Annotated in this window: 10 protein-coding genes and 2 pseudogenes; 5 read left to right on the top strand and 7 right to left on the bottom strand. The window is 66.5% G+C overall.

The genetic code is table 11. From position 1 onward, the window contains the following. Positions 1-3: 3 nt before the first annotated feature. The 6 genes and pseudogenes from mmsB to araD1 form a co-directional block, all read right to left on the bottom strand. Complete coding sequence (mmsB, locus tag LRS03_RS01425) at positions 4-1,200, bottom strand: multiple monosaccharide ABC transporter permease (RefSeq protein ID WP_257823527.1); 1,197 nt, start codon at positions 1,198-1,200, stop codon at positions 4-6. Then, a complete protein-coding gene (gene mmsA / locus LRS03_RS01420) occupies positions 1,197-2,750 on the bottom strand; it encodes a multiple monosaccharide ABC transporter ATP-binding protein (protein WP_257823526.1) in 1,554 nt (517 codons plus the stop codon). The genes mmsB and mmsA overlap by 4 nt, the downstream gene beginning before the upstream one ends. Before the next feature lie 90 nt (positions 2,751-2,840). Further along, positions 2,841-3,907, bottom strand: a pseudogene (gene chvE, locus LRS03_RS01415) (multiple monosaccharide ABC transporter substrate-binding protein). Between the two features lie 105 nt (positions 3,908-4,012). Continuing rightward, positions 4,013-4,975, bottom strand: coding sequence for an ABC transporter substrate-binding protein (locus LRS03_RS01410; RefSeq protein WP_257823525.1), 963 nt, complete (start codon positions 4,973-4,975; stop codon positions 4,013-4,015). Positions 4,976-5,078: 103 nt separating this feature from the next. Then, a complete protein-coding gene (locus LRS03_RS01405; protein WP_257823524.1) occupies positions 5,079-6,518 on the bottom strand; it encodes an aldehyde dehydrogenase family protein in 1,440 nt (479 codons plus the stop codon). Between the two features lie 19 nt (positions 6,519-6,537). Further along, on the bottom strand, positions 6,538-7,533 hold the full coding sequence (gene araD1 / locus LRS03_RS01400) for an AraD1 family protein (RefSeq protein ID WP_257823523.1): 996 nt from the start codon (positions 7,531-7,533) through the stop codon (positions 6,538-6,540). 118 nt (positions 7,534-7,651) lie between these two features. Between araD1 and LRS03_RS01395 the strand changes: the two genes are divergently transcribed. Further along, positions 7,652-8,629 (top strand): LysR family transcriptional regulator, encoded by a 978-nt coding sequence (locus tag LRS03_RS01395; RefSeq protein ID WP_257823522.1) that lies wholly within the window; start codon positions 7,652-7,654, stop codon positions 8,627-8,629. 83 nt (positions 8,630-8,712) lie between these two features. On the opposite strand, the gene LRS03_RS01390 is transcribed toward LRS03_RS01395, so the two are convergent. Next, positions 8,713-9,480 carry an SDR family NAD(P)-dependent oxidoreductase gene (locus LRS03_RS01390; RefSeq protein WP_257823521.1) on the bottom strand — a complete coding sequence of 256 codons (768 nt, stop codon included), beginning with the start codon at positions 9,478-9,480 and terminating at the stop codon, positions 8,713-8,715. A gap of 130 nt (positions 9,481-9,610) precedes the next feature. Between LRS03_RS01390 and LRS03_RS01385 the strand changes: the two are divergent. The 4 genes and pseudogenes from LRS03_RS01385 to LRS03_RS01370 all read left to right on the top strand — a co-directional run bounded on the left by LRS03_RS01385 (position 9,611) and on the right by LRS03_RS01370 (position 13,643). Further along, positions 9,611-11,348, top strand: a pseudogene (locus tag LRS03_RS01385) (IlvD/Edd family dehydratase). A gap of 72 nt (positions 11,349-11,420) precedes the next feature. Further along, positions 11,421-12,320 (top strand): SMP-30/gluconolactonase/LRE family protein, encoded by a 900-nt coding sequence (locus tag LRS03_RS01380; protein ID WP_257823520.1) that lies wholly within the window; start codon positions 11,421-11,423, stop codon positions 12,318-12,320. A gap of 2 nt (positions 12,321-12,322) precedes the next feature. After that, a complete protein-coding gene (locus LRS03_RS01375; RefSeq protein WP_257823518.1) occupies positions 12,323-13,246 on the top strand; it encodes an aldose 1-epimerase in 924 nt (307 codons plus the stop codon). A gap of 106 nt (positions 13,247-13,352) precedes the next feature. Further along, on the top strand, positions 13,353-13,643 hold the full coding sequence (locus LRS03_RS01370; RefSeq protein WP_257823517.1) for a hypothetical protein: 291 nt from the start codon (positions 13,353-13,355) through the stop codon (positions 13,641-13,643). Positions 13,644-13,647: the final 4 nt, after the last annotated feature.

Here is a 13,647-nt window from a genome sequence, read left to right as displayed (position 1 = left end):
TCTTCAGGCTTTGTTCTTGTTGTACACGTCGATGAACACCGCCGCCAACAGCACCAACCCCTTGATGACCTGCTGGTAGTCGATGCCGATGCCCATGATGGACATGCCGTTGTTCATCACGCCCATGACAAACGCTCCGATTACCGCCCCCATCACCTTGCCCACCCCGCCGGAGGCCGAGGCGCCACCGATGAAGCAGGCGGCGATCACGTCGAGCTCGAAGCCGAGGCCGGCCTTGGGCGTGGCGGTGTTGAGTCGGGCGGCAAACACGAGACCGGCCAACGCCGCGAGAACGCCCATGTTGGCGAAGGCGAAGAGCGTGAGCCGCTCGGTCTTGATGCCGGACAGGCGCGTGGCCTTCTCGTTGCCGCCGAGTGCATAGATGCGCCGGCCGACGGTGGTGCGTCGGGTGACGAAGTCGTAGGCGAGCATCAGCACCACCATCACGATCAGCACGTTGGGCATGCCCTTGTACGAGGCCATGAGCCAGCTGAAGGCGACGATCAGCGCGGTGAACACCAGCGTCTTGCCGAGGAAGAACGGATAGGGCTCCTCGTCCATACCGTGCCTGGCCTGGTGGCGGCGCGCGCGCATCTGCAGCGCGAACCAGATCGCGGCGGCGACCACGCCGATCACGAGTGAGGTGAGGCGCAGGCCATCGTCGGCAAACACCTCCGGGATGAAGCCCGAACTCAGGCGCTGGAACGCGACCGGAAACGGCCCGACCGACATGCCGCCCAGGAGCGCGAGCGACAGGCCCTTGAACACCAGCATGCCCGCCAGCGTCACGATGAAGGACGGGATGCGGCTGTAGGCCACGCACCAGCCCTGCGCCGCGCCGATCACGCCACCGGCGACCAGGCAGGCGATGGTGGTGGGCACCGGGTGCCAGCCCATCTGCACCATCAGCACCGCCGCGAGCGCGCCGATGAAGCCGCACACCGAGCCGACCGAGAGGTCGATGTGGCCGGCCACGATCACGAGCAGCATGCCCAGCGCCATGATGACGATGTAGCTGTTCTGCAAGACCAGGTTGGTGAGGTTCAGCGGGCGCAGCAGCGTGCCATCGGTCAGCACCTGGAAGAGGCCCATGATGACCACGAGCGACAGCAACATGCCGTACTCGCGCATGTTGGCCTTCAGAAAGTTGCCATGCTCGCGGCGTGCGGGAATGGCGGGAGCGGGGGCCACGCTGCTCATGCGGCGATCTCTTCCGTCTGGTGGACTGCGCTGCCGGCCTTGACGATGGCGCGCATGATTTTTTCCTGGGAGGCTTCGGCCGCCGTGAACTCGGCGACGAAGCGGCCTTCGTTCATCACGTAGAGCCGGTCGCACATGCCAAGCAGCTCGGGCATCTCCGACGAGATCATCAGGATGCACTTGCCCTCTTCGGCCAGCCGGGCCATCAGGCTGTAGATCTCGAACTTGGCGCCGACGTCGATGCCACGCGTGGGCTCGTCGAGGATGAGCAGTTCAGGCTCGGCGAAGAGCCATTTGGAGAGCACCACCTTCTGCTGGTTGCCGCCCGACAGATCCACCACCGACTGGTGCACGCCAGAGCTTCGGATGTTGAGCTTGCGGCGGAAGTCGACCGCCACCGTGTGCTCGTGGCCGCCATCGATCACGCCACGGCGCGACACGGCGCGCAGGTTGGCGAGCGTGATGTTGCGGCGGATGTCGTCGTGCAGCACCAGGCCCAGGCCCTTGCGGTCTTCGGTCACGTAGGCGATGCCTTGGGCGATGGCACGGTCGATGGTGCTGACGTCGATCTCGCGGCCGTTCTTCAGGGCCTGGCCGCTGATGCGCTGGCCATAGGCACGGCCGAAGAGGCTCATCGCCAGCTCGGTGCGGCCGGCGCCCATGAGGCCGGCGATGCCGACGATCTCGCCGCGGCGCACGGTGAGGTTCACGCCCTTCACCACTTCGCGCGTGGCGTGCAGCGGGTGGTGCACGCGCCAGTCGCGCAGCTCGAACACCACCTCGCCCGGGTTGGGCGAGCGTTTGGGGTAACGGTCGGCCATCTCGCGGCCGACCATCAGCCGGATGATGTGGTCTTCGCTCGCGGGCTGTTCGCGGCAGTCGATCGTCTCGACGGTGCTGCCGTCGCGCAGCACGGTGATCGAGTCGGCGACCTTGGCGATCTCGTTGAGCTTGTGCGAGATCAGGATGGACGAAATGCCCTGGGCCTTGAGCTGCAGCAGCAGCTCCAAGAGCGCCTCGCTGTCGCTTTCGTTGAGGCTCGCGGTCGGCTCGTCGAGGATCAAGAGCTTCACCTCTTTCGCGAGCGCCTTGGCAATCTCGATCAGCTGCTGTTTGCCCACGCCCAGGTGCGTGACCAGCGTGGACGGCGATTCGTTCAGGCCTACCTTGGCCAGCAGCTCGCGGGTGCGGCGATGGGCCTCGCCCCAGTCGATCACGCCGTAGCGCGCGGGCTCGTTGCCGAGGAAGAGGTTCTCGGCGATGGACAAGAGCGGCACCAGCGCCAGCTCCTGGTGGATGATGATGATGCCGAGCTTCTCGCTGTCGGCAATGCTCTTGAAGCGGCGCAGTTCGCCCTGGAAATGGATCTCGCCGCTGCAGGTGTCGCACGGGTACACGCCGCTCAGCACCTTCATCAGCGTCGACTTGCCGGCGCCGTTTTCACCGACGACGGCGTGGATCTCCCCCTGGCGCACTGCCAGGTTGACGTTGCTGAGCGCGTTGACGCCCGGAAACGTCTTGGTGATGCCGCGCATCTCGAGGATGTTCATGGCCGTGTGCAAAAAAGAGCCTGCGCTTAGATCGGGGTCAGACGCAGGCTCAAGCCGCTTGAACGCCTGGGTTGATGACTTGGCCTGCAGTTACTTGACCTGAGACTCGGTGTAGTAGCCGCTGCCCACGAGCACCGTCTTCCAGTTCGACGCATCCACGCTCACCGGCTTCAGCAGGTAAGAGGGCACGACCTTCACACCGTTGTTGTAGGTCTTGGTGTCGTTGATCTGCGGCTGCTTGCCGGCGAGCACCGCGTCGACCAGGTCGACCGTCACCTTGGCGAGTTCACGCGTGTCCTTGAACACGGTGGGCTCTGCTCGCCAGCGAGCATCGACTTGACCGAGGGCAGTTCGGCGTCCTGGCCGCTCACCACCGGGAAGGGTTGCTTCGGCGTGCCGTAGCCGACGCCCTTCAGCGAGGAGAGGATGCCGATCGACAACCCGTCGTACGGGCTCAGCACCGCATCGACACGCGCGTTGGTGTAGTAGGCCGAGAGCAGGTTGTCCATGCGGGCCTGGGCCACGGCGCCGTCCCAGCGCAGCGTGCCGACCTTGTCCATGCCCATCTGCTTGCTGCGCACCACGAGCTTGCCGCTCTTGATGTACGGGTCGAGCACCGACATCGCGCCGTTGTAGAAAAAGAAGGCGTTGTTGTCGTCGGGCGAGCCGCCGAAGAGTTCGATGTTGAACGGTCCCTTGCCGTTCTTCAGGCCGAGCTTGTCGACGATGGAATTTGCCTGCAGCACGCCGACCTGGAAGTTGTCGAAGGTGGTGTAGTAGTCGACGTTCTTCGAGCCGCGGATCAGACGGTCGTAGGCGATGACCTTGACCTTCTTGTCGGCGGCCTTTTGCAGCGCGTCAGACAAGGTGGTGCCGTCGATGGCGGCGATCACCAGCACCTTGGCGCCCTTGGTGATCATGTTCTCGACCTGGGCGAGCTGGTTGGGGATGTCGTCATCCGCGTACTGCAGGTCGGTCTTGTAGCCCTTGGCCTGAAAGTACTTGACCATGCTCTGGCCGTCGCTGATCCAACGCGACGACGATTTGGTGGGCATCGAGATGCCGATGAGGCCCTTGTCCTGGGCGTGTGCGATGGGCAGCCATGCGACCAGTCCGGTGGCCAGCGTGGCGACGATGAGGCGTCGAATCTTCTGCATGCTGTCGGTCTCCTTCTTGTGGGGCTGTCTTGTGAGGATGTGGCAGGCCGCCCGGGGCGTTGCGCAGGGCAACCCCGGGGTGAAGCCCGCCAGCGGTTCAGCGCGTCAGTACTTGCGCTTGGGGAATTCCTTGGCGGCCACTTCCATCGGGAAGATGCCTTCCTCGGTGACGATGCGCTTGGGAATCTGCTTGCCGGCGACCAGGTCCTTCACCGCGGCCATCAGCTGCGGGCCGAGCAGCGGGCTGCACTCGACCGACACGTTCAGCTTGCCGGCGATCATGGCTTCGAAGGCGCCCTTCACGGCGTCGATCGAGATGATGACGATGTCCTTCGCGGGCTTCAGGCCGGCCTCTTCGATGGCCTGGATGGCGCCGATGGCCATGTCGTCGTTGTGCGCGTAGAGCACGTTGATCTTCTTGCCCTCGGCCTTGAGGAAGGCTTCCATCACTTCCTTGCCCTTGGCGCGGGTGAAGTCGCCGGTCTGCGAGCGGATGATCTTGAACTTCGGGTCGGCCTTGATGATTTCCTCGAAGCCCTTCTTGCGGTCGATCGCCGGGGCGCTGCCCACCGTGCCTTGCAGCTCGACGATGTTGACGGTGCCGGTCTGGCCCTTCATCTTGTCGACCAGCCAACGGCCGGCCTTGCGGCCTTCTTCCACGAAGTCGGAGCCCATGAAGCTGACCCACAGGCTGTCGTCCTTCTCATCGACCGCCCGGTCGGACAGGATCACCGGGATCTTCGCCGCCTTGGCTTCACGCAGCACGGTGCCCCAGCCTGACTCGACCACCGGCGAGAAGGCGATCACGTCGACCTTCTGCGCGATGAAGCTGCGGATGGCCTTGATCTGGTTCTCCTGCTTCTGCTGGGCATCGGAGAACTTGAGTTCGATGCCGGCCTCCTTGGCCGCGGACTTGATCGACTCGGTGTTGGCGGTGCGCCATTCGCTCTCGGCACCGATCTGGCTGAAGCCCAGCACGATCTTCTTTTGCGCGAAGGCGGTGGGCAGCAGGCCGGCCAGCGGTGCGGCCGTGGCGGCGGCGATCAGGGTGCGTCGTTGCAGTTTCATGTTGTCTCCTCGTGGGGATGTGTGTCTTGGTGGAATGTGCGGCGGACGGATCGGCGTTTGAAATGAGCGCCCTTCGTGGAAGGCGCTCTGTTGTGAAAGCGGTCTATGAAAAGGTGTAGGCGGTCTTGACGGTGGTGTAGAACTCGGCGGCGTAGCGGCCCTGCTCGCGCGGGCCGTAGCTGGAACCTTTGCGGCCGCCAAAGGGCACGTGGTAGTCGACGCCCGCGGTGGGCAGGTTGACCATCACCATGCCGACCTGGGCATGGCGCTTGAAATGCGTGGCGCGCTTGAGCGAGCTGGTGCAGATGCCGGCGCACAGGCCGAAGGGCGTGTCGTTGGCCAATGCGACGGCATGCTCGTAGTCGTCGGCGCGCAGCACGCAGGCCACCGGGCCGAAGATCTCTTCGCGCGCGATGCGGTGCTGTGGCTGCGCGAGGAAAAGCGCCGGGCTCATGTAGTGGCCGCGGGTGTCGCGCTCGATCACCTCGCCACCCCATAGGTGCTCGGCGCCCTCGGTGCGGCCGAGTTCGACATACGACAGGTTCTGCGCCAGCTGGTCGCTGCTCACCACCGGGCCGATCTCGGTGTCGCGCTTCAGCGCGTGACCCACACGCAGCGCCTTCACGCGCTCGCGCAGGCGGCTCACGAACGCGTCGTGGATGCCAGCTTCGACGATCAGGCGGCTCGACGCGGTGCAGCGTTGGCCGGTGGAGAAGTAGGAGCCCTGCACGGCGACTTCCACCGCCTGTTCGAGGTCTGCATCGTTGAGCACGACGAGCGGGTTCTTGCCGCCCATCTCGAGCTGCACCTTGGCGCGGCGGGCGGTGGTCGCTTTCAGCACCTGTTCGCCCACGCCGACCGAGCCGGTGAAGCTCACGGCGTCGACCAGCGTGCTGTCGAGCAAGGCCTGGCCGACCTGGCGGCCGCTGCCCATCACGAGGTTGAACACGCCCGCCGGCAGGTTCGCGCGGCTGATGATCTCGGCGAGCGACCAGGCGCAGGCGGTCACGATCTCGGCAGGCTTGAAGACGACGGAGTTGCCGTAGGCCAGGGCCGGCGCGATCTTCCACGCGGGGATGGCGAGCGGAAAATTCCACGGCGCGATGATCCCCACCACACCCACCGGCTCGCGACTCATCTCGACGTCGACACCCGGCCGCACCGAGGCCAGCTTCTCGCCGCCGATGCGCAGCGCCTCTCCGGCGAAGAACTTGAAGATGTTGCCGGCTCGTACCGTCTCGCCGATCGCCTCGGGCAGGGTCTTGCCCTCTTCACGGGCCAGCAGTTCGCCGGTTTCGTCTTTCCTCGCAATGATTTCGCTGCCGATCTGGTCGAGCGCATCGGCGCGGCGCTGCGGCGTGCTCTGGCCCCACGCGCTGCGCGCATCGGCAGCGGCGCGGATGGCCGATTGCGTCTGGCTCGCGTCGGCGCGGCTGTATTCGCCGACCACGTCGGACAGGTCCGAAGGGTTCTCGCTCACGCCGGTGGTGACACCGCTTTCCCAGCGGCCGTTGATGTAGTTCTTGAAGGTGGGCTGTGCCATGGCGCTCTTGCGTAATTCTTCAGAGAGGTTTCACGCCACCGAAGGCGAAGCCGCGCTCGGCCAGCGCCAGCGGGTTCACGAGCGGCGCGCCGAACTCTGGCAACTCGATCTCGAAGCGGTCGCCGGGCTGCACGCGCACGTTGTCGGCAAAGCTCAGTGTGGCGGTGCCGAAGAAGTGCAGGTGCAGGTCACCGGGGCGGCGATGCTCGGCGTACTTGAAGTGGTGGTACTCCAGGTTCGCGATGCTGTGGCTCATGTTGGCCTCGCCGGTCTGGAAGGGCTTCTCCCAGACCACCTGCCCGTCGCGGCGGATGCGGCTCGTGCCCGACAGGCTGGCCGGCAAGGCACCCGTTCGCAGCTCGGGGCCGATGCTGCAGGCGCGCAGCTTCGAATGGGCCAGGTAGAGGTAGTTCTGGCGTTCGGTCACGTGGTCGGAGAACTCGTTGCCGATGGCAAAACCCAGGCGGCGTGGCTGGCCGCTGCTGTCGATGAGATAGAGGCCGACGAGTCCGGGCTCCTCGCCACCGTCGAGCGCGAAGTCGGGCATCGTGAGCGGCGCGCCGGGCGCGGCGACGATGTGACCGTTGCCCTTGTAGAACCACTCGGGCTGGGCACCGGCGCCCTCGGCCGGCTTGCCGCCCTCGAGGCCCGACTTGAACATGCGCATCGAATCCGACAGCGTCTCTTCGCCGCCTGCGAGCTTGTGGTGCATGGCGTCGCGTGCGGCGGCGCTGCCCAGGTGGGTGAGGCCGGTGCCGCTCACGAGGCAATGCGCCGGATCGGGGTGCGTCACCGGAGGAAGCAGCCGGCTCTCCTGTTGCAGCAGCGCATACGGCAGCAGCGCGCCCGGCGCATCACGACCTTCGACGAAGGCTTCCAGCCCGATGCCGCGCGACAGCGCTGCGGAGGCGAGCGCGTAGCTGCTGCGAAACCCGCCGACGCGGCGCACGCCCTCGGCGGTCACGCGGCCCACGCTGCAGGCGCTGTCGTCGTCGATGAACTGGATGAGTCTCATGTGCGGCGGGTCATCAAAAGGTGCCGCATGGTACGTAGCCGACAGATAACTTCCTAATAGATATTTGCCGGTAACCGATATACGATTTCTTATCAATGAAAACCCGAAGCCCTCTGTCATGACGACGAACTACACGCACTGGTTCATCCGCGCCCGGCTCAAGACGCGCCAGCTGCTCTTGCTGGTGGCGCTGGCGGAGGAAGGCAACATCCACCGCGCGGCGCAGGTGCTCAACATGACGCAGCCGGCCGCGTCGAAGCTGCTGAAGGACCTGGAAGACGTGCTGGAGGTGCCGCTCTTCGAGCGCCTGCCGCGCGGCATGCGACCCACCTGGTATGGCGAAACCATGATCCGCCACGCGCGGGTGGCGCTGGCCAGCCTGAACCAGGCGCACGACGAACTCACCGCGCTGAAGGCTGGCCGCTTCGGCCAGGTGAGCGTGGGCGCGATCACCGCGCCGGGCCTCGTGCTGCTGCCGCCGGCGGTGGCGCTCGTGAAGCAGGAGCACCCGAGCCTCAACGTCTCGCTGCAGATCGAAACCAGCGACGTGCTGATGGAGCGGCTCTCTCACGGCAAGCTCGACATGCTGGTGGCGCGCCTCTTCGCCAACCACGACAAGAGCGACCTGCGCTACGAGGTGCTGGCCGAGGAGCCGGTGTCGGCCATCACACGCCCGGGGCACCCGCTGCTCAACGTGTCGCAGCTCGGCCTGCGCGACGTGGTGAGCGCGGGCTGGATCGTGTCGCCTTCAGGCAGCGTGCTGCGCCATCGCTTCGAGCTGATGTTCCAGGAAGAAGGCCTGGAGCCGCCGGTCAACATCATCGACACCAGCGCCCTGCTCTTCATCACCAAGATGCTGCAGCAGAGCGACATGATCGCCGTGGTGGCGAGTGACGTGGCGCGCTACTACGCCTCGCACGGCATCGTATCGATCCTGCCAATCGACCTGCCCTGCCACATGGATGCGTTCGGCCTCATCACCCGCACCGACAAGCTGCTGTCGCCGGCGGCCAAGGTGATGCTGAGGGCCCTGAAGAGCACGGCGGTCACGGTGTATGGCTCGCGCTTCGAGCCCTCCGCGGACGACTTGGACTGAGCGGGCCGAGCGCCGGGCCGCTCCCAAGCCGGCCCGCATCCCCACGGGGGATCGGCCGCGTACCCGCGGCCGAGGGGTCGTCATCAGGTCCAGCCGGCGTCCACGGTGAATTCCTGGGCGGTGCACATGGCGGCATCGTCCGACGCCAGGAACAGCACCATGCTCGCGATGTGCTCCGGCATCAGCTTGTCGGGCAGGCACTGGTTACGCGCAATCTCTTTTTCGCCCTCGGCATCCAGCCACATCTTCACCTGGCGCTCGGTCATCACCCAACCCGGGGTGACCGTGTTGACGCGGATGCGGTCCTTTCCCAGCCCCGACGCAAAGCCGCGCGTCAGCCCATCGACGGACGACTTCGACACCGCGTAGCACGGGTAGTCGCTGTTCTTCGTCTGCCAGCCGATGGAGCCGACGTTGACGATCGAGCCGAAGCCCATCCGCTTCATGCCCGGCACCACCGACTGGATGGCAAACATCGCCGGCCGCTGGTTGATGGCGATGCGGTTGTCGTAGTACTCGGGCGTGATCTCCTCCAGCGTGTGCCGGTCGTCGCTGGCCACGTTGTTGACCAGCACAGCGAAGTCCCCCAGCGCTTTCGCGGCATCGGCGATGGCCGTTTGCAGCGCCGGGATGTCGCGCACGTCGCAACGGCGCCACCAGAGCCGGTCTGAGCCGAGCTTTTGCGCGAGGGCGCGGCTCGACGCCTCGTCGATGTCGACGAAGGCCACGCGTGCGCCCTGCGCAACGAAGGCTTCGACCAGCGCCGCGCCGATCCCGCTGCCGCCCCCGGTGACGAACACCGGGCGGTCTTTCAGGCTGGGATAGGTGGCAAGTTGAGAGGGGGAAGGCATGCGATCTCCTGATGTATTGCAATCTTTATATGTCACGAGTTTTTTTCTTTATTTTTCTATTATCAATGTGCCTTGTTAGCATCCGCCGCGTCAAGCGCCACCCGCGCACGACCACTGAGGACGACAACGAATGGATTCCAAGAAGAAGCCCGAAGACAAACCGTCTCGGCGCAGCCAGGCCTGGTTCGGCAAACAGGACCGCGATGGCTTCATGCACCGAAGCTGGCTCAAGAACCAGGGCTACCCCCACGACCTGCTCGACGGCCGCCCGGTCATCGGCATCTGCAACACCTGGAGCGAGACTCACCCCGTGCAACGGCCACTTCCGCGACCTGGCGGAATTCGTCAAGCGCGGCGTGTACGAGGCGGGCGGCTTCCCGCTCGAGTTCCCGGTGATGTCGCTCGGCGAGACGCAGATGCGGCCGACCGCGATGCTCTTTCGCAACCTTGCCAGCATGGACGTGGAGGAGTCGATCCGCGGCAACCCGATCGACGGCGTGGTGCTGCTGATGGGCTGCGACAAGACGACCCCCTCGCTGATGATGGGCGCGGCCAGTTGCGACCTGCCGACCATCGGCCTGTCGGGGGGCCCCATGCTCAACGGCAAGTTCCGCGGCCGCGACGTGGGCTCGGGCACCGGCGTGTGGCAGATGAGCGAGATGGTGCGCGCCGGCGAGATGACGATGGAGGAGTTCACTGCCGCCGAATCGTGCATGCACCGCTCCAGCGGCACCTGCATGACCATGGGCACGGCGTCGACGATGGCCAGCATGGTCGAGGCGCTCGGCATGTCGCTGCCCGAAAACGCGGCCATTCCCGCGGTCGACACCCGCCGTCACCGCCTGGCGCAGCTCACCGGCCGACGCATCGTCGAAATGGTGAAAGAGGACCTGCGCATGTCGAAGATCCTCACCCGCCAGGCCTTCGAGAACGCCATCCGCACCAATGCGGCCATCGGCGGCTCGACCAACGCGGTGGTGCATCTGCTCGCGATCGCCGGGCGCATGGGCATCCCGCTCACGCTGGAAGACTTCGACAAGCTCGGTGCCGAGATGCCCTGCATCCTGAACCTGCAGCCCTCCGGCAAGTACCTGATGGAAGACTTCTATTACGCGGGCGGTTTGCCGGCGGTGCTGCGCGAGATCACGTCCAAGCTGCACCTCGACGCGCCCACGGTGAATGGCAAGACGCTCGGCGAGAACATCGCCAACGCCGCCTGCTACGACCGAGAGGTCATCAAGACGCCGGAGGAGCCGTTCATGGCCGACGCCGGCATCGCGGTGCTGCGCGGCAACCTCGCGCCCAACGGTGCGGTGATCAAGCCTTCGGCCGCGTCGGCGCATCTGCTCAAGCATCGCGGCCGCGCGGTGGTGTTCGAGAACATCGAGGACTTCCACGCGCGCATCGACGACCCCGATCTCGACGTCGACGAGCACTGCGTGATGGTGCTCAAGAACTGCGGCCCCAAGGGCTACCCCGGCATGGCCGAGGTGGGCAACATGCCGCTGCCGCCGAAGGTGCTGCAAAAGGGCATCACCGACATGGTTCGCATCAGCGACGGCCGCATGAGCGGCACCGCCTACGGCACCGTGGTGCTGCACACCTCGCCCGAGGCGGCCGCCGGCGGCACGCTGGCGCTCGTGAAGAACGGCGACGTCATCGAACTCGACGTGGCCAACCGCCGCCTGCACCTGGAGGTGTCGGACGAGGAGCTCGCCCGCCGCCGCGCCGACTGGCAGGCGCCCGAGGTGCCGAAACGCGGCTGGTACAAGCTCTACGTCGAACACGTGCAGCAGGCGCACCTGGGCGCGGACCTCGACTTCCTGGTGGGCAGCAGCGGCGCACCGGTGCCGCGCGAGTCTCACTGAACACGGGGAACAAATCGGTTACGGCGGGCGGCGCCACAATCCGCGCCGCCCTCACTTCAAGAGCCTGCCGACATGCACGCCCCGCGCCCCACCTCCGACCTGCGTTGCCTCTGGCCCGCAAACGCCACGCTCGGCGAGGGCACGCTGTGGTCGCCACGCCGGCAGGCGCTGTACTGGGTCGACATCCTCGGCCGCCAGCTTCACCGTTATGAGCCGGCGAGCGAGATGCGCATCAGCTGGCATTTCAGCGAAGAGATCTCGGCACTTGCGGAAAGGGCGAACGCGCCCGGCCTGCTCGTCACGCTGCGCAGCGGCTTCGCCTTCTTCGACCCCGACAACGGCACGCTCACGCCGCTGCATGACCCCGAGCCCCACCTCCCCGGCAACCGCTTCAACGACGGCAAGTGCGATGCGCAAGGCAACTTCTGGGGCGGCACCATGGACTTCGGCTGCACCGAGCCCACCGGCAAGCTCTATCGCTTCGACGCCCAGCACCGCTGCACGCTCGCCTTCGATGCGAACTACGCGGTGACCAACGGCCCCACCTGGTCGCTCGACGGGCGCACGCTCTTCTTCAACGAGACGGCGAAGAAGAAGGTCCACGCCTTCGACCTCGACCCGGCCACCGGCGCGTTGTCGAACCAGCGGCTTTTCCTGCGGCTCGCCGATGAAGACGGCTACCCCGACGGCATGACCACCGACGCCGAAGGCCGCCTCTGGATCGCCCACTGGGGCGGCGCGTGCGTGAGCTGCCACGACCCGGTGACAGCGCAGGAGCTGGCCCGCATCCAACTCCCCACCGACCACGTCAGCAACTGCTGCTTTGGCGGCCCGGAACTGAAGACGCTCTTCATCACCACCGCACGCTTCGAGCTGAGCGACGCACAACTTGCTGCGCAGCCGCTCGCCGGCGCACTCTTCGCCATCGACCTCGACCAACCCGGCCGCGCGCCCCATCTCTTTGCAGGATGAACATGCAGGCTGAAGGACTTCGACAAGAGACCCTCTGGCTCGAACACGCCGGCCAGCGGCTGGGCCTCGCGCCTGCGCTCGGCGGCGCGGTCGCCGCGTGGCAGGCCTGGCACGGCGACGCATGGCACGACCTCTGGCGTCCGTGGGACGGCGCGAGCCCCGACCGCTACACCTTCGCCAACTTCGCGATGCTGCCGTGGACCAACCGCATCAGCCGCGGCGGCTTCGAGCAGGCCGGCCACCACCACCCGATCGCGCCCAACCGCGCCGGCGAACCCTACCCCATCCACGGCGACGGCTGGCTGCAGGCCTGGACGGCCGACCGGCCCCGGCCCGACACACTGCGCCTGCAGCTCGAATCGAACCGGCACGACGGCAACCCCTACCACTACCGCGCCGAGCAGGTCTTCACGCTGGTCGACGGCGGGCTCGACCAGCGCCTGAACGTCACCCACCTCGGCGCCGAGCCCCTGCCCTACGGCCTGGGCCTGCACCCGTACTTCCCGCGCACACCGGGCACCCGCATCACCACGGCGGTGAAGGGCGTGTGGCTGTGCGGCAGCGACCCGCTGCCGACCGGCCACACCACGCAGATCCCGGCCGACTGGGACTTCAACCGCGGCGCACCGGCGCATGGCAGCTTCGTCGACAACTGCTACACCGGCTGGTCGGGCGAGGCGCACATCGACTGGCCCGAGCACGGCCTGCGCGTGACGCTGCGCGACCTCGCCACGCTGAAGCGTGGCCGGCACGACGGCTTCTGCCTGATGTACCGCCCGCCGCACGGCCCTGCGTTCTGCTTCGAGCCGGTCACCCACCCGATCGACGCCTTCCACCTGCCGGGCCGACCCGGGCTCAAGGTGCTGTCGACCGGCGAATCGCTGAGCCTCGACCTGCAGTGGCGCGTGGAGAAATCGACGCGCTGAGCCGCGGCCTTGCGGTGGCGAACCGTTTCTGCGGTCAAGGTCTTGCCGTGGTCGCTACGATGCGAGGCACGGGCGGAACCGTCCGCCTTCGCTGCTGCCTTCAACGATGATCGAGAAGACCCTGGCCGGCGCCGTCGCGGCGCTGTGCATCGTGTTCATGTTGCGACTGCTGGTCGGCGCCAGGCGCCGGGCGGCGCTCGACGCGTGGGCCCGCCTGGCCTGGCTGCGCCTCAAGCACGGCTGGCTGCAGCTCTACCACTGGCGCAGCTCGCGCAAGAGCGCCGAGCGCCTGGCCGAAGAGGCCATCCGTCGCGCCCGCGACGACGGCCACTGGGAAGGCAACGTCTACAAGCCGAAGTCGTTCAGCAAGCGCCCCCCGCGCGACAAGATGCACTGAAGGT

The organism is Rhizobacter sp. J219 (assembly GCF_024700055.1).
GTDB lineage: Bacteria > Pseudomonadota > Gammaproteobacteria > Burkholderiales > Burkholderiaceae_C > Rhizobacter.
The sequence above is the reverse complement of the archived record's forward strand: the minus strand, read 5'-3'. Positions and strand labels throughout refer to the sequence as shown.